Source organism: Methylomicrobium lacus LW14, from assembly GCF_000527095.1.
GTDB lineage: Bacteria > Pseudomonadota > Gammaproteobacteria > Methylococcales > Methylomonadaceae > Methylomicrobium > Methylomicrobium lacus.
The window spans coordinates 2,242,406-2,261,787 of record NZ_AZUN01000001.1 but is presented as its reverse complement, the minus strand read 5'-3'; the positions used below and the strand labels follow the sequence as shown (position 1 = coordinate 2,261,787).

21 protein-coding genes are annotated in these 19,382 nt (G+C 56.1%); 7 read left to right on the top strand and 14 right to left on the bottom strand.

Translation table 11 applies throughout. The annotated features are described in order from the left end of the window. Positions 1–8: 8 nt before the first annotated feature. Positions 9–605, bottom strand: coding sequence for a 5-formyltetrahydrofolate cyclo-ligase (locus METLA_RS0110250; RefSeq protein WP_024298466.1), 597 nt, complete (start codon positions 603–605; stop codon positions 9–11). Between the two features lie 144 nt (positions 606–749). Here METLA_RS0110250 and METLA_RS0110245 point away from each other — a divergent pair, with 144 nt between their 5' ends. Together METLA_RS0110245 and METLA_RS0110240 are read left to right on the top strand one after the other, a co-directional pair. Next, entirely contained in the window at positions 750–1,658 is a 909-nt protein-coding gene (locus METLA_RS0110245) for an NAD(P)-dependent methylenetetrahydromethanopterin dehydrogenase (protein ID WP_024298465.1), read from the top strand. Positions 1,659–1,868: 210 nt separating this feature from the next. Then, on the top strand, positions 1,869–2,774 hold the full coding sequence (locus METLA_RS0110240) for an NAD(P)-dependent methylenetetrahydromethanopterin dehydrogenase (protein ID WP_024298464.1): 906 nt from the start codon (positions 1,869–1,871) through the stop codon (positions 2,772–2,774). A 147-nt stretch (positions 2,775–2,921) separates the two neighbouring features. Here METLA_RS0110240 and rplI read toward each other — a convergent pair whose 3' ends face one another. Genes rplI through rpsF form a run of 4 tightly spaced genes read right to left on the bottom strand, consistent with a single transcriptional unit; the run spans position 2,922 to position 5,031 of the window. Continuing rightward, positions 2,922–3,368 (bottom strand): 50S ribosomal protein L9, encoded by a 447-nt coding sequence (gene rplI / locus METLA_RS0110235; protein ID WP_024298463.1) that lies wholly within the window; start codon positions 3,366–3,368, stop codon positions 2,922–2,924. Positions 3,369–3,412: 44 nt separating this feature from the next. Beyond that, entirely contained in the window at positions 3,413–4,306 is an 894-nt protein-coding gene (locus METLA_RS0110230; protein ID WP_024298462.1) for a YybS family protein, read from the bottom strand. 22 nt (positions 4,307–4,328) lie between these two features. Further along, positions 4,329–4,553, bottom strand: a complete 225-nt coding sequence (rpsR, locus tag METLA_RS0110225) for a 30S ribosomal protein S18 (RefSeq protein ID WP_024298461.1) — start codon at positions 4,551–4,553, stop codon at positions 4,329–4,331. A gap of 31 nt (positions 4,554–4,584) precedes the next feature. After that, on the bottom strand, positions 4,585–5,031 hold the full coding sequence (gene rpsF / locus METLA_RS0110220; protein ID WP_024298460.1) for a 30S ribosomal protein S6: 447 nt from the start codon (positions 5,029–5,031) through the stop codon (positions 4,585–4,587). Between the two features lie 303 nt (positions 5,032–5,334). Here rpsF and METLA_RS0110215 point away from each other — a divergent pair, with 303 nt between their 5' ends. Beyond that, the gene (locus METLA_RS0110215; RefSeq protein ID WP_029646582.1) at positions 5,335–7,272 is read left to right on the top strand and encodes a hypothetical protein; all 1,938 of its coding nucleotides are present in this window, start codon (positions 5,335–5,337) and stop codon (positions 7,270–7,272) included. A 49-nt stretch (positions 7,273–7,321) separates the two neighbouring features. Here the strand turns inward: METLA_RS0110215 and METLA_RS0110210 are convergent, their stop codons facing one another. Both METLA_RS0110210 and METLA_RS0110205 read right to left on the bottom strand, forming a co-directional pair. Then, entirely contained in the window at positions 7,322–7,645 is a 324-nt protein-coding gene (locus METLA_RS0110210) for a rhodanese-like domain-containing protein (RefSeq protein WP_024298458.1), read from the bottom strand. Between the two features lie 3 nt (positions 7,646–7,648). After that, on the bottom strand, positions 7,649–8,815 hold the full coding sequence (locus METLA_RS0110205; RefSeq protein ID WP_024298457.1) for a pyridoxal phosphate-dependent aminotransferase: 1,167 nt from the start codon (positions 8,813–8,815) through the stop codon (positions 7,649–7,651). Positions 8,816–8,926: 111 nt separating this feature from the next. Here METLA_RS0110205 and dksA point away from each other — a divergent pair, with 111 nt between their 5' ends. Together dksA and gluQRS are read left to right on the top strand one after the other, a co-directional pair. Then, positions 8,927–9,361, top strand: coding sequence for an RNA polymerase-binding protein DksA (dksA, locus tag METLA_RS0110200; protein WP_024298456.1), 435 nt, complete (start codon positions 8,927–8,929; stop codon positions 9,359–9,361). A 14-nt stretch (positions 9,362–9,375) separates the two neighbouring features. Further along, positions 9,376–10,278 (top strand): tRNA glutamyl-Q(34) synthetase GluQRS, encoded by a 903-nt coding sequence (gene gluQRS / locus METLA_RS0110195; protein ID WP_024298455.1) that lies wholly within the window; start codon positions 9,376–9,378, stop codon positions 10,276–10,278. Between the two features lie 175 nt (positions 10,279–10,453). Here gluQRS and METLA_RS0110190 read toward each other — a convergent pair whose 3' ends face one another. From METLA_RS0110190 to METLA_RS23335, 7 genes are all read right to left on the bottom strand, one after another. Beyond that, positions 10,454–11,044 carry an LOG family protein gene (locus METLA_RS0110190; protein WP_024298454.1) on the bottom strand — a complete coding sequence of 197 codons (591 nt, stop codon included), beginning with the start codon at positions 11,042–11,044 and terminating at the stop codon, positions 10,454–10,456. A gap of 186 nt (positions 11,045–11,230) precedes the next feature. Next, the gene (locus METLA_RS0110185; protein WP_024298453.1) at positions 11,231–11,824 is read right to left on the bottom strand and encodes a DUF2238 domain-containing protein; all 594 of its coding nucleotides are present in this window, start codon (positions 11,822–11,824) and stop codon (positions 11,231–11,233) included. A 220-nt stretch (positions 11,825–12,044) separates the two neighbouring features. Further along, the gene (locus tag METLA_RS23210; protein WP_198408465.1) at positions 12,045–12,218 is read right to left on the bottom strand and encodes a hypothetical protein; all 174 of its coding nucleotides are present in this window, start codon (positions 12,216–12,218) and stop codon (positions 12,045–12,047) included. 427 nt (positions 12,219–12,645) lie between these two features. Continuing rightward, positions 12,646–13,662, bottom strand: a complete 1,017-nt coding sequence (gene ilvC, locus METLA_RS0110165) for a ketol-acid reductoisomerase (protein ID WP_024298452.1) — start codon at positions 13,660–13,662, stop codon at positions 12,646–12,648. 51 nt (positions 13,663–13,713) lie between these two features. Continuing rightward, a complete protein-coding gene (gene ilvN, locus METLA_RS0110160; RefSeq protein ID WP_024298451.1) occupies positions 13,714–14,208 on the bottom strand; it encodes an acetolactate synthase small subunit in 495 nt (164 codons plus the stop codon). After that, a complete protein-coding gene (locus tag METLA_RS0110155) occupies positions 14,208–15,947 on the bottom strand; it encodes an acetolactate synthase 3 large subunit (protein ID WP_024298450.1) in 1,740 nt (579 codons plus the stop codon). Before METLA_RS0110155 ends, ilvN begins: the two co-directional genes overlap by 1 nt. A gap of 141 nt (positions 15,948–16,088) precedes the next feature. Next, positions 16,089–16,352 (bottom strand): hypothetical protein, encoded by a 264-nt coding sequence (locus METLA_RS23335; protein ID WP_152539419.1) that lies wholly within the window; start codon positions 16,350–16,352, stop codon positions 16,089–16,091. Positions 16,353–16,380: 28 nt separating this feature from the next. On the opposite strand from METLA_RS23335, the gene METLA_RS0110145 reads away from it, so the two are divergent. Both METLA_RS0110145 and trmL read left to right on the top strand, forming a co-directional pair. Further along, positions 16,381–18,882 (top strand): glycogen/starch/alpha-glucan phosphorylase, encoded by a 2,502-nt coding sequence (locus METLA_RS0110145; RefSeq protein WP_024298448.1) that lies wholly within the window; start codon positions 16,381–16,383, stop codon positions 18,880–18,882. Between the two features lie 9 nt (positions 18,883–18,891). Then, positions 18,892–19,362 carry a tRNA (uridine(34)/cytosine(34)/5-carboxymethylaminomethyluridine(34)-2'-O)-methyltransferase TrmL gene (gene trmL / locus METLA_RS0110140; RefSeq protein WP_024298447.1) on the top strand — a complete coding sequence of 157 codons (471 nt, stop codon included), beginning with the start codon at positions 18,892–18,894 and terminating at the stop codon, positions 19,360–19,362. Positions 19,363–19,382 lie beyond the last annotated feature (20 nt).

Sequence of the window (19,382 nt, the reverse complement as noted above, 5' to 3'; positions counted from 1 at the left end):
CGTGCTGGCTAGCGTTCGCGGCAGGGATAAAGGGCTTTTTCGGTGATCACAAAGTCCATCGGGATGTCGTGAGCGTCCATCTCGACCCGATCCAGCAACTGCGACTCGAAACAGACGCCATACAACACCGTATCCTTTCTTATGCCGGCAAGCAGGCGGTCATAATAACCCGCGCCATTGCCGAGGCGGCCGCCATGCAGATCGAACGCGACGCCCGGAACGATGATCAGATCGAGTTCGGAAGGCGAAACTTCCTTGCCGGCTTCGCCCCAGCGCGCCTTCGGCGGCTCCGGAATAGCCCAGGTGCCGGGCGCCAGTTCGGCAAGATTTTGAAGATGCCACAAACCCAGCTTGCGCCGGCCGTGCTCGTCGTGCGTGCAATAAGGAATCACGATGCGCTTGTGCTTATCCAGTTCGAAGCGCAAGGACGGCAGCGTTCTGACCTCGGATTTGCAGCCGATATACCACAGCACCGTGTCGGCGGCTTGATAGGCGGCTTGCGCGTTGATTCGGGTGCAGAGAGCCGCGCTGAGCGCATCCTTGTCGGTTTGTCGATCGCGCGCCAGGCGGGCTGTGCGGCGTTGTTCGTCTTTGCGGGAAGGCATCGGATAAAGGGGCGAATTTCCCTGGTAAAATCCCAGATCATACACAAATTCCAGGCTATTTTAAATCCGTCAGGTGCTTTTGATTGTTTTTGCTGAGGGAATTCTTTTATACTTTACGGTTATTTTAGTTAAGGGGGTAGTACCATGGAAAAACCATTTATTTTACACATGCTGACAACCGCCAAAAATCTGAGTCCGTTCGACGTCAATATGGCGATGGATGCCGGCTGGATTTCGGCCGTGCCTTATATCAATGTCGAACCGAGCGAAGTTCAGGGTTTGGTTCAGGATGCGATTTTTTCGCGCAGCGCGAAAAACTTGAAACGCACCGGCATCTTTATCGGCGGACGCGATACCAAACAGGCGATGGACATGCTCAAAATCGCCAAACGCTCGATGGTGCCGCCTTTTGAAGTCTCGGTGTTTGCGGATCCGAGCGGCGCTTTCACGACGGCGGCCGGCATGGTCGCGGCGGTCGAGCGCGAATTGATCAATAAATTCAATACCACGCTGGAAGGCAAAAACATCCTGGCGCTCGGCGGCACGGGGCCAGTCGGTCAAGCCGCGGCGGTGATTGCGGCGCGCGCGGGCGCGAATGTCAGAATCATCGGCCGCCAGCTCGATAGAGCGCAAAGCGTGGCGGACATGTGCAGCAATGAATTCGGCGAGGGCGAGATCACGATCACGGCCGGCGCGGACGCAGACAAGGCCGAGTACATCAAAACCGCCGATGTGGTGTTTGCAACCGGCGCGGCCGGCATCGAGCTGTTGAGCGCGCAATTGATCGCTTCGGCGCCGCAACTGAAAGTGGCGGCGGATGTGAATGCGGTGCCGCCGGCCGGTATCGCCGGCGTCGATGCGTTCCATAACGGTACGCCGATCGCAGGTTCGATCAGCGGCGCGGTCGGCATCGGCGCGCTCGCGATCGGCAATGTCAAATATCAGGCGCAGAACTTGCTGCTAAAGAAAATGATCAGCACCGAAAAGCCGGTTTACCTGCATTTCGACCATGCTTTCGAAGTCGCGCGGGAATATATCAAAACCCATCCTTAAATTACGGCGAAGGTGAAGCCGGGTATCGAATGGAGTGCCCGGTTCCAAAAATTCCGGGGGCCGGGTTCAGACATGAAACCCGGCTTAGCGTTCCCGCCCTGCTTCATTTCGGCTTGGCTTATCCGTCTTCCTCCGCAAGCAAAGATGTTCTTTGTATTTTAGTCTTTCCCTTTTATATTACGCTCTCCAGCAACGAAACAAGGATCACCGATGGAAAAACGCAGCATACTTCACATGCTTGACCCGATGCCCAACAACAGCCCGTTCGATATCAACATGGCGGTGGATGCGGGGTTTGACGTGTTGATGCCCTATAGCAACGTCAAGCTGGACAGCGTGAATGGGTTGACCCAGGACGCGATCTTTTCGCGGGGGCCGGCCGGCGTCAAACGGACTGCGGTGTTCATCGGCGGGCGCGATATCGGCCTCGCGATCGACATGCTCGCCGCGGCTAAGCGCGCGATGGTGCCGCCGTTTGAAGTTTCGGTGCTGGCCGACCCGAGCGGCGCATTTACGACCGCCGCGGCGCTGGTCGCCTGTGTCGAAAAGGAGCTGGCCGCGAAGCACGGCAAGACCTTCAAGGATTGCAAGGCTGTGGTTTTCGGCGGCACCGGCGCGGTCGGCATCACGACCGGCGTGATCGCCTCTCTGGCCGGTCTCGATGTCGCGATCGTCGATCACTTGTCGCTCGAAACCGCGAACGAAATTGCCGCGGCCTATAACCGCCGCTTCGACTGCCATATGAGGGGCGCATTTGCCGGTTCCGATGCGGAAAAAGCCGCACTGATCGCCGATGTCGATATTATTTTCTGTACCGCGAAAGCCGGTGTGCAGGTGTTGAATGCCGGGGTGTTGAAGGCCGCGAAAAATCTGAAGGTTGCTGCCGACATCAATGCGGTGCCGCCGCTCGGCATCGAAGGCGTCAAGCGCAGTCATTATGGCGAGCCTTTGCTGAATGCGGAACAATCACCTGGCGCGGTCGGCATCGGCGCGCTCGCGGTCGGCGATGTCAAATACAAGCTGCAAAATAAATTATTGCGCTTGCTGCTGGAGGCCGAGCGGCCGTTGTATCTGGATTTCAGGGAAGCCTTTGCGAAGGCGCGGGAACTGGTCTAAGAATCGACGCGTAGAAAGGGCGGGGGAGATGCGGAGATAATCGGAAGACGGTGTCTCCGGATTGCGCGGAAACAGGGCAAGATCGGCAAAGAAGTGCCTAAAACCGGGCGCCGATCAGCGCCCGGCAAGAATCGCTAGGAAGCGTTTTTATTCCGCAGCGATCGTGACCGGCAGAGTCACCACGACATCGGAGTGCAGGTTGATGTCGATTGGGTACTCGCCAATGTGGCGGATCGCGCCGTGCGGCAGACGCACTTCCGCTTTCTCAACCGCAACGCCGGCCGCGGTGATCGCTTCGGCGATGTTGTGGGTGCCGACCGAGCCGAACAATCTGCCTTCGTCGCCCGCTTTGTGGGTGATCACGATTTGCAGTTTGCTGATCGCGGCAGCGCGTGCTTGCGCGGCAGCCAGCTTTGCAGCGGCGGCTTTTTCGAGTTCCGCGCGACGCGCTTCAAACTCGGCGATTTTTTTGGTGGTTGCAGCAACTGCCTTGCCGGTCGGTATCAGATAATTTCTGCCATAGCCGGCCTTGATCGTGACTTTGTCACCCAGGGCGCCCAAGTTCGCTATTTTTTCAAGCAAAATAACTTCCATCTTTTAATCCTCTTATTCGGACGTTTAACCGATAAATGGCGCCCTCAGGCGCTCGTTTGATTCGAATTTCTTTTACGAAGGTTAAGCCACGCGTCGATCAGGCCGACGACAGCGACCGGGGGTAAGACTTGCGGCACCAGAAACAGCGTCACATAAAACAGCGGCACCGCGAAGCGGCTGATTGGGGTTTGTGAGAACACCACATGCAGCACCGAGGTGCCGATGACGGTGTAGAGCACAAACAACAAAATGGTCATGTTCCATGCAACTTCGGCCACGGTCTCGGTAGCAAAAAATGCGACCGCCAGCACGATCAGGCTGCTGATCGCCAGTTTCGGGCTGGTGTTCAGCAGCAAAAACTCCTGTTTGAATCCGCCCGGATTGAACAGCTGCGATTGCCACCAGCGCCCGAGAAACAGTCCGAACAACAGACTGAATACGGTGCCGGCGGCAAACATGCCGGTCATGTAATGGGAGAATTCGCCGATCCAGTTCTTGATGTCCTGGAGCGGTGCGGCTTGCTGCATCATCTGCTCGAGCAGTGCGGTCCACAGCGCGGCGGGGTTATCTATGAATAGATAAAATCCCGCAACGCCCAGCATGCCGATGAAGACCGCTATTTCAACCGCCAGGGACAACTGCCGTCCTTCCCGCAGGATGATCGAGATCGCCCAGACCGGCAACCACAACAGCATTGCGTAGAGCAGGGCGAATTGAAAGTTGTCGATCGCGAAATAACCGAGCAGGGCGGCGGCGATGCCGGCGCCGAACAGGATGTACAGGCCTTCGACGGCGCCGCGCCGGAGCGTGACGAGTGCGATGGTGGCCGAACTGAGAATGCTGATCGGCGGGAATTTCAGCGACAGCAGTGCCAGCGTCGAGGCCACGATAATGGCCTGTGTTCGCCCGCGCATGATGTAATCCGCCAAAATTCTCACAGTCTTACCTGGTCTGGCTCAATTATTTGTGTGCGTCGCAGTAAGGCAGCAGCGCAATGAAGCGTGCGCGCTTGATCGCGGTGCACAGCTGTCTTTGATATTTTGCACTGACCCCGGTGATGCGGCTGGGTACGATCTTGCCGGTTTCGGTGACATAGTCACCCAGCAAGTTCAGGTCTTTGTAATCGATTTCCACGCCGTTAGTGGCGCCGAAGCCTTTAGTTTTACGTCTTGCGTTACGTGCCATGATGTTCTCTTAATCCTGTTAGGTTGATGGGTTAGTCGGCAGCCAATTCGTCGGCGTCGAAGTCCTCGATGTCTTCGTCGGCTACAGCTTCGGCTTCAGCGGCAGCGGCGCGAGCGGCGGCTTCCTTGGCTTTGACTTCGGCGTTTCTGCTTTCTTCAGCGGCTTGCGTCGCGATCGAAGAAGGCGTGGTGACCGCTTGTTTTTGCAGCAGGGTCATGCTGCGCAGGATTGCGTCGTTGAAACGGAAGTTGCTTTCCAGTTCCGCCAGTGTCGGCTGGTCGCATTCGATGTTCATCAGCACATAATGCGCTTTGTGGATCTTGTTGATAGGGTAGGCCAAATGTCTGCGGCCCCAGTCTTCCAGGCGGTGAATCGAACCGGAAGCGCCTTCGATGACGGCTTTATAGCGATCGATCATCGCAGGTACCTGAGCGCTTTGGTCAGGATGGACTAAAAAGACAATTTCGTAATGTCGCATGGTTTTTCCTTACGGTTGAAGCCTTCCGCCGAACCTAAGCGCGAGCGGTAAAGCAAGGATGAGGCAAATGCCCCGATAAAACTTACCATTATATAAGGTTTGTGGTGTAAGGAAAAGCTTTAATTTCAATCCTTTGTAGAAGGCATAAAATCGGTGCGACAGGGATTCTGTGCGCGGAAAAGGAGCGGGGGGGTATGCAAAAAATGACAATAAAATGAAAGGCTAGCACTTATAATCAGGCTCTTGACAAGAACTGGTGTTTCCTTCATTGTGGCGGCGTCCACTTAATCTACAGGGGGAGTTATGCTTTGGAAATCTACTGTTTTAGTCTTTACGGCTGTGCTGGCGGGTGTCGGGGCGGGAAGCGCCTTCGCGGTCAGCGTTCTGGAACGTGCCGGCAACCCTTTCCGCACCGCCGCAAATAATCAGGAGTTCATTCTGAACAAGCAGAATGTCAATGCCAATCAATTCGGCCTGTTGCGAACGCATGATTTCGACGCGAAGGTCGAAACGCAGCCGTTGGTTGTGCAAGGCGGCGTCGGAGCGGACGATCTGGTGATCGTGACCACGATGAAGAACCAGGTGATCGGTATCAGCGCACGCACGAATCAGCGTTTGTACGAAGTCGATTTGGGTGTTGAAGCGGATTCGGCCGATATGGATGCTTGGGGGCATACGCCAACCTGGGGTATCGCCGCCACGCCGGTCATCGATGCGGCCACCAATACCTTGTATGTGGTGGCCTGGATGCGCAAAAATGCGAATGACAACCGCTATCGCGACTATAAGGTGTTCGCGTTGAATCCGATGAACGGCATGCAGAAATCGCCGCCGGTGCGCATCTTCGGGCAATCGCAGGAAGGCAATGGTTGCTGGTTCAATGATGCGGATGCGGTTTTTACCGAAAACGGCCAAACTCAACAATATGTGTATCCTAAATTGCGTGCCGGTTTGGCGTTGACCGGCAATAACGGGTTGGTGCTGGCCTTCGCGGCCAATGGGGAAAGCTTTCAGGGCGGACGTAAAAATCCGCACGGTTTCGTGATCGCCTACGATACCCGCGGTTTGCTCGGGCAGACCGGCTTTTCACGCGAGCCGGGCATCTTTTGCGCGACCGCTTTCAATAACTGGGGCGCCGGCATCTGGCATGCGGGCGGCGCTCCGGTCACCGAAGGCGATACGATTTACGTCGCGACTTCGAACGGCACCTCGAACAACGGCGGCGTCGACCTGACCGAAAGCATGATCAAGCTGCGTTTCGTGCCCGGTGCGGGCGGCAGCCGGCCGCTGCTGCAAAAAGTCGATTGGTACAAGGCCTTTCTCGACGAGCGGACTTCCGGTGATGGCTGCCTCTGGCCGGACAACAAGACCGAGGTTTCCTGCGGCCGCGCGGCAATCAACAAGGCCGGGTCGGATTGGGATTTCGGCGCGACCAGCCCGATGTTGATTCCGGGGTCGAACATGCTGCTCCAGGGCACCAAGGACGGCCTCATTTACGCGTTGAATAAAAACGATCTCGGCCAAAACGACCGCTTCAACAAGCTGATGTTCAGGCCGCCGCTGGTCGCCTCCTATGATGGCGGCGATGTGAATGAAAACTGGGCGCGCGCGAATCGGTTGAACGCGAGCATTCCCTGTCCCGATCCCGGCGATGTCGACGACGGCACCCGCAATTGGTTCCTACCATGCAGCGATCTGCGCCCGGAAAACAACCGCATGCACCACATCCATGCGATGGCGTACGCCAAGCGCGATGCGGCGCGGGGTATCGTCTATGTCTGGGGCGAAAACTCGCAGCTCAAGAGTTACAATTTTTTTACCGGGCCGGATACCTTGCCGACGTTTCGTGCGCAAGGATCGGAAATCGCCTCGGGCAATATGCGATCGCCTGGAGGCATGCCCGGCGGCTTGCTTTCCATCTCCGGGCGGCCGGCGGCCACGGATGCGATCGATTTCAATACCGCGATCGTCTGGGGGATTTATGCCAAATTCGGCGACAGCAACAAGAGTTTCGGCGACAGTCAGTTGGTCGCCTACGATGCGTCAACGATTCTGCCAGGCGGTAAATTGCGCCGATTGTTCAGAACGGGCGACGATAATCAAGGCGGGCTCGGTCTGATGGGCAAGATGATTCCGCCGGTTGTCGCCAACGGGCGGGTGTATGTGATGATCTACCGCCTGGCGCCCGGAACGGACCGGGTAATCGGCAGCCAATTAAAGGTCTACGGGCTGAAATCCTGATCTTCCGGCAGGAGAGGGGCGGCCTGATTCGATCCGCCCCGGTCTTCCCTCAATAACGCGGCACCGAACTGTCGCAATGCAGAGACCAGGCGTCGATCCCGCCGGTCAGGCTCGCGATGTTCGCAAAGCCCTGCTGCGCCAGATAATTGGCCGCCTGCATGCTGCGCATGCCGTGATGGCAGATCACCACAATGTCCCGCGCCGGGTCGAGATCGGCAATCCGCTGCGGTATTTGCTGCAACGGAATCAACGTGCTGCCGTCGATGTTCGCATAGTGATATTCCTGCGGTTCCCTGACATCGAGCAGGAAAAGGTCGGCGCCTTGCGCCAGGCGATCTTTCAGGTCGGTTGCGGATAAAGTTGTGACTGCCATGTGTTACCTTGTATTGATGAATCGTTCGAGTCGTTGCACCGCGTCCGCCAATTTTTCGAGCGAGGTCGTATAGGCAAAGCGCAGGGCATGATGGGCTTCGTGCGTGCCGAAATCCTTGCCCGGCGTGACCGCGAGGCCTTCGCTTTCGAGCAGGTCCAGCGCGAACTTGAAGCTGTCGTCGGTGAATTTGGCGCAGCGCGCATAGATATAAAATGCGCCTTCCGGTTTGATCGGTACCTCAAAGCCGATCCGCACCAGCGCATCGTACAGGAAATCACGCCGCTTTTCGAATTCGAGGCGGCGGCTTTCCAGTTCGGCGAGCGTGGCGTCGTCGAAGGCGGCCAGCGCGGCATGCTGGGCATCGCTCGATGTCGAGATGAAGATGTTTTGGGACAGTTTTTCGGTCGCCTCGATAAAGATTTCCGGCACGATCAGCCAGCCGATACGCCAGCCGGTCATGCCGAAATATTTCGAGAAACTGTTGATCACGAAGACTTCGTCGCTGAATTCGAGCGCGGTCGCCGCGGTCTCGCCATAGACCAGGCCGTGATAAATCTCGTCCGAATAAAAGCAGCCGCCGAGCCGTTGAGTTGTGGCGATCACTTTTTTGAGCTCGTCGCGCGGAATCATCGTGCCGGTCGGATTGGAAGGCGAGGCGATCAGGACGCCTTTGGTATAGGCCGACCAATGGCGCTCGATCAGGTCGGCGGTCAATTGATAATGGCTGTCCGCGTCGACCGGGATCGTGCGGGTTTTGCCGTCATAAAGCTGCACGTAATTGCTGTTGCAGGGATAGCAGGGGTCGGCCATCAACACTTCCTCGCCCGGATTCAGGCTCGCGCCCAGGGCCAGCAAAAACGCGCCGGTCGCGCCGGGCGTCACAAAGATGCGGCGGACCGGGATCGTCACGCCGTATCTCAGGCGGTAGAATGCCGCGATTTTTTCTCGGAGTTCGGGCAAGCCCGCCGCCGACGTGTATTTGACGTCGCCGGTCGCGGTGTGCGCAATCGCCGCCTTCAGGATCGTTGGCGGCGTCATAAAATCCGGCTCGCCGATTTCCATGTGAATGATGTCTCGGCCTTCGGCTTCCAGTTCCTTCGCACGCCTGAGCAGTTCCATCACATAAAAAGGCTGAATGCCCGAAATTCGCTCCGCTACCCTTAAGCTCATGCTGTTGCCGCTCGTTTCAAAAGACAGAATGATACCAATAAATCTTGCCAACCCGTAACTATTCTGCTAAAAATATAGGGTTTATTTAGCCTATCCCTTGGGAGTTATTGGATGATCGAAAGTTCTAAAGTTGGTGCATCACCGTTCAGTTTTACGCCTTATGTGGAACAGGAAGGCGAAGAATACATGAATGATGCTCAATTAAAGCATTTTGAGAACATTCTAAAAAACTGGAAAGCCGAACTGATGAAGGAAGTCGACCGCACCGTGCACCACATGCAGGATGACGCAGCCAACTTTCCCGATCCGAACGACCGGGCCACACAGGAATCCGAATTCAGCCTGGAACTGCGGACCCGCGACCGCGAGCGCCGACTGATCAAGAAAATCGACGAAGCGCTGAAGGAAATCGAATCCGGCGGTTATGGCTTTTGCGAGTCCTGCGGCATCGAAATCGGCATCCGTCGTTTAGAAGCGCGTCCGACCGCGACCTTGTGCATCGATTGCAAAACCCTGGATGAAATCCGCGAAAAACAAATGGGCTGATCTTTCGCCGCGCCGTGGCGGGGGCTAAGCCTTATGTCGGCCGGTTTGCACCGTCGCCGACCGGTCCCTTGCATCTCGGTTCTCTCTACACGGCGCTGGCGAGTTTCCTCGATGCGCGCGCCCGGCGCGGCCGTTGGCTGCTGCGCATCGACGACATCGACACGCCGCGCAATGCGCCGGGCGCCGTCGGCAGCATATTAGAGACGTTGGCAGCTTATGGCCTGCATTGGGACGGCGCGGTTTATTACGAAAGCCAGCACTTGGCCGACTATGAACAGGCGCTGGCCCGGTTGCAGCGGGAAGACCAACTCTATCCCTGTATTTGCAGCCGCAAGCTGCTGGCCGAACTGCCCGGCCGGCACGGCATCTATCCGGGGCTGTGCCGAAACCGGACCGCGATTCCATCCGGCCAGCCCTTTGCCTTGCGCGCCAGAAGCGACGGCCGCGACATCGTCTTCGAAGACCGGCTGCAAGGGCTCATTCGCCAGAACCTCGCGACCGAACACGGCGATTTCATCCTGAAGCGCAAGGAAGGCATCGTTTCCTACCAGCTCGCCTGCGTGATCGACGATCAGCTGCAAGGCATCACGCATGTCGTTAGAGGGTTCGACCTCGTCGACTCGACCCCGAAACAGATTTTTCTGCAACAACTGCTCGGCCTGCCGACGTCTTCCTACCTGCATGTGCCGATCATCATCGACAGCCACGGCTATAAGCTCAGCAAGCAGACGCTGGCCGAGGCGGTGACCTTGCGGAATGCGCCTGCGGTGATGTTCAAACTGCTGGAATTATTGCGGCAAAAGCCGCCGGTTGAGCTGAAGCAGGCATCCTGTCCGGAACTGCTGGACTGGGGCGTGCGGAACTGGGATCCCGCATCGTTAATTAAAACTCATGCGATTCAGCCAGAGATAAATTGAAAAAAGTTGAATTGGAAAGGGTGATGCTCGGTTGGCTCTCCGTTAAGCATCTCAATGATATACTTTTTCTGGAGTGAGGTGTGGTGAGGAACGAACCGTATCGCATCGTTCGCGATTGATGCGGTTCCTATCGTCACCTACGGCCCTGCGGCCAAACGTCTGCTCCCGACTCGCTTTAAATCTCGTCCTTCTCTACCCAGGTTTTGACGATCGGGGGCTGGTAATTTGCAAAGCGGTCCAGCAACTTCTCGGGATCGCTTTCCACAATCAGTATTGCGCGGTGAGAGGGGTGGACAAATTGTTCCGTTACCGCGTGATCCAGAAATTCGATCAACGGATCGTAATAGCCTTCCACATTGAGCAAGCCGCAAGGCTTGTCGTGAAAGCCAAGCTGGGCCCAGGTCCAAATCTCGAACAGTTCCTCCAGTGTGCCGAGGCCGCCCGGAAGCGCGATGAAGCCGTCGGACAGTTCCGCCATCCGCATCTTGCGTTCGTGCATTGATTGCGTGACATAGAGTTCGCTCAGCCGATAATGCGCGACTTCTTTGCGCATCAAGGCTTCGGGAATTACGCCGACCGCCTTGCCGCCTAGCTGTAGCACATGATCCGCTACCGCGCCCATGATGCCGATGCTGGCGCCGCCGTAAACGAGGCCGATGTTGCGGCTTACCAGGGCTTCGGCGAGGGCGCGGGCGGCGTCCGCATAAGCTTTTAGCCGTCCGGGGCTGGAGCCGCAATAGACGCAGATATTTTTGAGTGGTTTCATGAATTCCTGGTGCCGGACGGGATACACCTTGCGTCCGTCATGATTGGGGTCTGGATGATAGTTTGCATATGCGGGAGTTGTCAAAACTTTGGGTCGGGGCTGCAAAGCCGATTTGCTCGGCTGGCGGTGTCGATTAGGTGTTGACGGGGTGTCTGAATATCAACAGTCGATGGGGCGATAATCGGGCTAAAGCAGCCTTGCCAATTGGCGGTCATGCGTGCGGCTCAATGCGATCAACGCCAGCGCCGCGCCGGCCAGGGCAAAAGCCATGTCCGATTGCGTGTCCCAGGAATAGCCTTGGGTGCCGAGAAAGGCTTCGGCGCCGTCTTTGCTGAACAAGGCCGCTCCCCATTCGATCATTTCGTAAACGGCGCTGAGTGCCAGGCAGAAACAGAGGATCATGAAATTCAGCCAGTTGCGGCTGCGGAAAACCGCGTTTCTGATCAGGATTTCCCGGCTGACGATCGCCGGATCGAAGCCTTGCATGAAATGGCCGAGTTTGTCGTAATTATTCCGTTCGAGGCCAAAAACACTCTTGATCGTGTCGAACAGCGGGACTTCCGCGTAGGTGTAATGACCGCCGATGAACAGAATGATGCTGTGCGCGAGGATCAGCCAATAGGCCAGCGGCGTCAAGCGAAAGCGATTTCGGGTCGCGATGACCGCGATCATGCCGATCACGGCGGGTAGGGTTTCCATTATCCAGGTCGGATAGTCTTTCGGGTGAATGCCCGACCAGATGAAAGCCGCCAAGAACAGCGAGAGTCCGGTTTTATACATGGCTTATTAACAGCGTGAGTCCGTTGAGTGCTGTTATTATCGCAAAGCGGCGGTATTTTTTCATGCATCGAACATTTTCGATGCGCGCTCAATAGGACCCAGCCTTTGATCAGGTGGGAAATAATGACCCGATTTGTGACTTGCAGCGCCAATTTGGTGCGCCGAAGTAAGTTGGCTGACGGCTTAAATTGCGTTAACCGGGGGTTTTAGCCCATTCGCATCAGGACAGAAAGAGGTAGATGGCGCGCCGTGCTCTTTTGATCGCTTCGTCGTCGTCTTCGGCGGTCACGTTGATGATCGACCGCAATTGAGTGCCCAAAAACACGCGCAAATGATAGCCGTAATTATCACAGATCAACTCCGCGTCATTCCATTTTTCAACGATTCGTATCATAAAGTCTCCTTATCCAATGGGTGTAAACTTTTTCTGTAAAAAGTTTTGATAAAGCCCAGCAAAAAACGGGCCATACTCAGTTTTCGTTTGGTCGTTGCGGTGAATAGCGCAAATTTATAAGACAAACAATGCTTATGACCATGATGATAAGGATTTTTCTCCCAGTCACAGGTCTATTATTTTCCATGCAAGATGAATCCGCGATGAACGCCCGCAGGAATAGCGAGCAGACGGTTGTCGGGGAGGGTGGTGCTCGTTAACGATTTGGGTCAGTTGATTAAGATAGCAGATTTTTGGAAAAAGTGTATGTGTTTTTCAACTGAGCCGAAAAATTAGACAGGCGTTGCGGGGGGGGGGGTAGTGATTTTCGTTAGGCAAAAAAAAGCCCGTCATGTGACGGGCTTTTTGTCGAGCCGAATGAAGCGGATCAGTTTTTGGCTTTATCGACGATTTTGTTCGCCTTGATCCACGGCATCATCGCGCGCAGTTTTTCGCCGACGACTTCGATCGGATGTTCCGCGTTCAGACGGCGGCGAGCGGTCATTTCCGGATAGTTGGTCGCGCCTTCCATGATGAAGCGTTTCGCGTATTCGCCGTTACGGATGTTGTTCAGCGCTTCTTTCATCGCGCGGCGGCTTTCGTCGTTGATCACGCGCGGGCCGGTCACGTATTCGCCGTATTCGGCGTTGTTCGAGATCGAATAGTTCATGTTCGCGATGCCGCCTTCGTACATCAGGTCGACGATCAGTTTCAGCTCGTGCAAGCATTCGAAATAGGCCATTTCCGGCGCGTAACCGGCTTCGACCAGAGTTTCGAAGCCGGCTTTGACCAGTTCGACCGCGCCGCCGCAGAGAACGGCCTGTTCGCCGAACAAATCGGTTTCGGCTTCGTCGCGGAAGGTGGTTTCGATGATGCCGGAACGGCCGCCGCCGATCGCCGATGCGTAGGACAGGCATAGGGCCTTTGCGTTACCGGAAGCGTCTTGCTGCACCGCGATCAGATCGGGCACACCGCCGCCGCGGACGAATTCGGAGCGGACCGTGTGGCCGGGCGCCTTCGGTGCGATCATTACCACGTCGAGGTCGGCGCGCGGTACGACCTGGTTGAACAGGATCGAGAAACCGTGCGCAAACGCCAGGGTCGCGCCCTGTTTGATGTTCGGCTCGATTTCGGTCTTGTACAGCTGTGCTTGAAATTCGTCAGGCGTCAGAATCATTACCACGTCGGCGCCGGCAACCGCTTGCGCAACGTCCTGGACGGCCAGGCCGGAGCCTTGCGCCTTCGCGACCGAAGCCGAATTCGGCCGCAAGCCCACTACCACATCGACGCCCGAGTCTTTTAAGTTGTTCGCATGCGCATGGCCTTGGGAACCGTAGCCGATGATCGCGACTTTTTTGGATTTGATGATCGAAAGATCCGCATCTTTGTCGTAATAAACTTGCATTGTTGTACCTGTTGTGACTTTTTAATTGGAAAATGAAACGGTGCGTTTGGCTTATAAGTGCAGGCCGCTTTCGCCGCGCGAAATGCCGGTCGGGCCGGAGCGAACGACTTCGATGATCGCTTCGGCCGCGATCGCGGCGATGAACGCGTCGAGCTTTTCGGATGGGCCTGTCATCTCGACGACATAAGTGGATGCCGTCACGTCGACGATCTTGCCGCGGAAAATGTCCGCGAGGCTTCTGATTTCAAGCCGGTTCTGCTCGGTGCTCCTGATCTTGATCAGCATCAGTTCGCGTTCGATATGCGCGCCGACATCGGCTAGATCGAGCACCTTGACCACGTCGATCAGCTTGTTCAGCTGTTTGGTGATCTGTTCGATGATGTCGTCGCTGCCGCGCGTCACGATCGTCATCCTGGATAAAGTCGGATCTTCGGTTGCCGCGACGGTCAAGGATTCGATATTGTAGCCGCGTGCGGAAAACAGGCCCGCGACGCGCGACAGCGCGCCGGATTCGTTTTCCATCAAAACGGAGATGATGTGTCTCATTAGGCCAATTCCCTGTCGTCTGTTGAGGCGGAGTCGAGACCCCGAAGCTTCATGTCGTTATGAGCCTTGCCGGCTTCGATCATCGGAAACACGTTTTCGGTGCGATCGGTGATGATGTCCAGGAATACGGTCCGGTCTTTCATCGCAAATGCCTGTTCGAGCGCCGGCCGGACTTGTTCCGGCTTGTCGATGTGCATGCCGACATGACCATAGGCCTCGGCCAGTTTGACGAAATCCGGAATCGTGTCCATGTAAGAATGCGAGTAACGGCTTTCGTAGGTAAACTCCTGCCACTGCCGCACCATGCCCATGTAGCGGTTGTTCAGGTTGATGATCTTGATCGGCGTGTCGTATTGCAACGCGGTCGACAATTCCTGAATGCACATCTGGATGCTGGCTTCGCCGGTCACGCAGGCGACATCGGCGTCCGGGAAACCGAGCTTGACGCCGATCGCGGCCGGCATGCCGAACCCCATCGTGCCGAGGCCGCCGGAGTTGATCCAGTGGCGCGGCTTATCGAAGCGGTAATATTGCGCGGCCCACATCTGGTGCTGGCCGACATCGGAGGTGATGTAGGCGTTGCCCTTGGTGACTTCCCAGAGTTGTTCAATCACATATTGCGGCTTAATCAAGGGGCTATTGCGATCGTATTCCAGGCATTTCAGCGCCTGCCACTCGCCGATTTGCGCCCACCAGGCTTCCAGCGCCTTTTTGTGCGGCTTATGTTTGTGATCCTTGATCAGTTCGATCATTTGCTCCAATACCGGCTTCACCTCGCCGACGATCGGAATGTCGACCTTGACGGTCTTCGAAATCGACGCCGGATCGACATCGATATGGATGATCTTCGCGTGCGGGCAAAATCTGTCCAGCTTGCCGGTCACCCGGTCGTCGAAGCGCGCGCCGATCGCGATGATCACGTCGCTCTCGTGCATCGCCATGTTCGCTTCATAGGTGCCGTGCATGCCGAGCATGCCGATGAATTGCTTGTCGGTCGCCGGGTAGGCGCCAAGCCCCATCAGGGTATTGGTGATCGGATAGCCGAGCAGGCGGGTGAATTCGGTCAGTTCCCGGCTCGCTTCGCCGAGTACGACGCCGCCGCCGGAGTAAATGATCGGGCGTTCCGCGGACAGCAGCAAATCGACCGCTCTCTTGATCTGGCCTTTATGGCCGACCACGGTCGGATTGTAGGAGCGGATCGACACCTTTTTCGGGTAGTGATACGGCACCTTGATGTTGGGGTCGGTCATGTCTTTCGGGATATCGACCACGACCGGGCCGGGGCGGCCGGTGGTCGCGATATAGAATGCCTTCTTGACCGTTTCGGCGAGCTTGGTCACGTCCTTGACCAGGAAGTTGTGCTTCACGCAGGGGCGGCTGATGCCGATCATGTCGACTTCCTGGAAGGCGTCGCTGCCGATCACCGGCATCGAGACTTGCCCGGAGATCACGACCAGCGGGATCGAGTCCAGGAAGGCAGTCGCGATGCCGGTGATCGCGTTTGTCGCGCCGGGACCCGAGGTGACCAGCACGACGCCGGGCTTGCCGGTCGCGCGCGCATAGCCGTCGGCCGCATGGGTCGCGCCTTGCTCGTGCCGGACCAGAATGTGCTTGATGTCCTGTTGCTGGAACAGTGCATCGTACAAGTGCAACACCGCTCCGCCAGGATAGCCGAAAATATATTCAACGCCTTCGTCTTTAAGACTCTGCACCAAAATTTGTGCGCCGCTTAATTCCACCCCAATACCTCGTTCAACCTGAATTGTTCTCAAGCCGGCGGTCCGGCTTTGTGTTTTGCCGCATGGTTAATCCCGATGCGTTCAAAACGCATCGAAGAACCGCTAATTATAAGTCATTCTTCCGGCAATATCTCCTGTATTCTACTCGTTTCTTGGCAAAATTGTAATGTTCAATCTTAAATCCGTCCATAGCGGCTTGCGCTTCCAGGGTGTCGGCACGAGATTTGCATGTTTTACCGAAAAGAGGGCGGTGAGGCGGCTGATGCGGCATCTTGGCAAAGTATGCGTTTCAGATTCGCTGTTTTCGCTCCAAAATAGGGCCGTTGGCGCAAATTTGACGAAGATCGGCGAAAATCTGAAAACTTTGCTGAATGTTTTATTTGAAACGCCTAAAATGGCCGTCATCTATTATCAACTTACCGTAATTTGACCGATGCCTAAGAGACAATTAACAAAGAGTCAACCGAAAGCCGATATTACGAAGCTGCCTGCTCTGGGAATGGACAAGGAAGGCCTGAAGGAGGATTTCAAGCGTTACTATGGACACAGGCTGGGCCGGGATGAGCATTGCTGTTCGCTGCATTATGCCTACGAGGGGTTCTCGCTGGCGATCAGCGACCGCTTGATCGAGCGTTGGAAAAAAACCTATAACGCCTACAAAGAGGCAGACTGCAAACGCGCCTATTACCTGTCGATGGAATTTTTGATGGGGCGTACGCTGAGTAATGCGATGCTGAACCTCGGGATCAACGATACGGCGAAAAACGCGTTGTATGATCTGGGCCTGGAATTGGAAGAGTTGGTCGATAACGAGCCCGACGCGGGACTCGGTAACGGTGGCCTCGGTCGTTTGGCGGCCTGCTTCATCGACAGTTGTGCAACGCTGCAACTGCCGGTTACCGGTTATGGCCTGCGTTACGAATACGGCATGTTCACGCAAATGATCGTAAGCGGCGAGCAGGTCGAAAAGCCCGACCATTGGCTGCGCAACGGCAATGTCTGGGAGATTGAACGCCTCGAATTCAAGCAAAGAATCAAGTTCGGCGGCCGCACCGAGGTGCTCGTCGATGAATACGGCAAGAAACGGGTGGCGTGGGTCGATACGCATGATGTGTTGGCGATACCTTTCGATACGCCGATTCCGGGTTTCCAGAACGGCACGGTCAATACCTTGCGCCTGTGGAAGGCGGCCGCGACCGAGGAATTCAATCTGGACGAGTTCAATGCCGGCGATTACGCCGAGTCGGTCGCCGCGAAAAACACAGCCGAAAACATTACGATGGTGCTGTACCCGAACGACGCGAACGAAAACGGCAAGGCCTTGCGCCTGAAGCAGCAATATCTGTTGGCTTCGGCGAGTCTGCAAGACGTGCTCGAAAAATGGGTCGGCCGCCACGGCAAGGATTTCAGCCAGTTCGCGGCGAAGAATTGTTTTCAATTGAACGACACGCATCCGAGCATCGCGGTCGCCGAGCTGATGCGGTTGTTGATCGACGAGCATGATCTCGAATGGTATGAGGCCTGGCTGATCACGCGCGAAACGATGGCTTATACGAACCATACGTTGTTGCCGGAAGCTCTGGAAAGATGGTCGGTATCGCTGTTCAGAAGCCTGTTGCCGCGCCTTTTGGAAATCATTTTTCAAATCAACGCGGATTTCCTGACCGAAGTGTCGGCACGCTGGCCCGGCGACACCGATCGTCTGACGCGCATGTCGCTGATCGAGGAAGGTCACGAACAACATGTCAGAATGGCCTATCTCGCAATCGTCGGCAGCTTCTCGGTCAACGGCGTCGCGGAATTGCATTCGAAGTTGCTGCAACAGGGCTTGTTCCGTGACTTTTACGAGTTGTGGCCGGAAAAGTTCAACAATAAAACGAACGGTGTCACGCCGCGCCGCTGGCTCGCGTCCTGCAATCCGGAATTGGCCGCTCTGATCAGCGAAACGATCGGCGACGGCTGGCTGACCGATCTGACGCAGCTGAAAAAACTCGAGAAATTTGCGGACGACAAAAAGTTCCAAAAGCGCTGGCAGGCCGTGCGCCATAATGCGAAGAAGCGCCTGGTCGATCTGAAGAAAGTTGAGCATGACATCGATATCAACCTGGACGCATTGTTCGACGTGCAGGTCAAGCGGATTCACGAATACAAGCGCCAGTTGCTGAACGTATTGCATGTGATCCATCTGTACGACCGCATCAAGCGCGGCGATACCGCCAACTGGACCAACCGTTGCGTGCTGATCGGCGGCAAGGCCGCGCCGGGCTATTTCATGGCGAAGCGGATCATCAAGCTGATCAACAATGTGGCTGATGTGATCAACAACGATCCTGTGGTCGGCGATAAGCTGAAACTGGTGTTTTTGCAGAATTACCGGGTGTCGGCGATGGAAAAAATCTGTCCGGGCGCCGATCTGTCCGAACAAATCTCGACCGCCGGCAAGGAAGCGTCCGGCACCGGCAACATGAAGTTCATGATGAACGGCTCGTTGACGATCGGCACGCTTGACGGCGCGAATATCGAAATCCGCGAGGAAGTCGGTGATGAGAATTTCTTCCTTTTCGGTTTGACCGAACAGGAAGTCGAGGAAAAACGTCACCATTACGATCCGGTTTCGATCATCGAAGCCGACGAAGACCTGAAGCGGGTGATGAACCTGCTCGAGATACGCTATTTCAACTCCTTCGAGCCGGACATCTTCGATCCGATCATCGCCTCGCTGAAAAGCCCGCACGATCCGTGGATGACGATCGCGGATTTCCGCAGCTTCCTCGATGCGCAGCGCCGCGTCGAAGAGGCCTATCAGGACCAGGAGCGCTGGACGCGGATGAGCATTATGAACTGCGCCGCCAGCGGCAAATTCTCGACCGACCGCACGATTGCCGATTATAACAACGAGATCTGGAAACTGACGCCGGTTTCAGCCAAAGGCTAACGGCGCGCGATGTTTCATGTCGTGTTGTACGAGCCGGAGATTCCGGCAAATACCGGCAACATCATTCGGCTTTGCGCCAATACCGGCGCAAAGCTGCATTTGATCGAGCCGTTGGGTTTTGAACTGGAAGACAAGAAGTTGCGGAGGGCCGGGCTCGACTATCATGAATGGGCCGAGGTGAAGGTGTATCCGAAATGGGCCGATTTCATTGACACGGTGCGGCCCGGCCGGCTCTTTGCAATGACCACGAAAGGCAAGACGCTGTTCAGCGGCGCGGCGTTCAATCCTGACGATGCCTTGCTGTTCGGTCCCGAAAGCCGGGGCTTGCCGGCAAGCCTGCTGGCCGAGGTGGGAGAGGCGCAATGCCTGTATCTGCCGATGCGGCCGGAAAGCCGCAGCCTGAATCTGTCGAATACGGTCGCGGTCGCCTTGTACGAGGCCTGGCGGCAGCAAGGCTATGACGGTGCGGCGCTCAAATGAGCTTTTTATCCCAGCCGTAT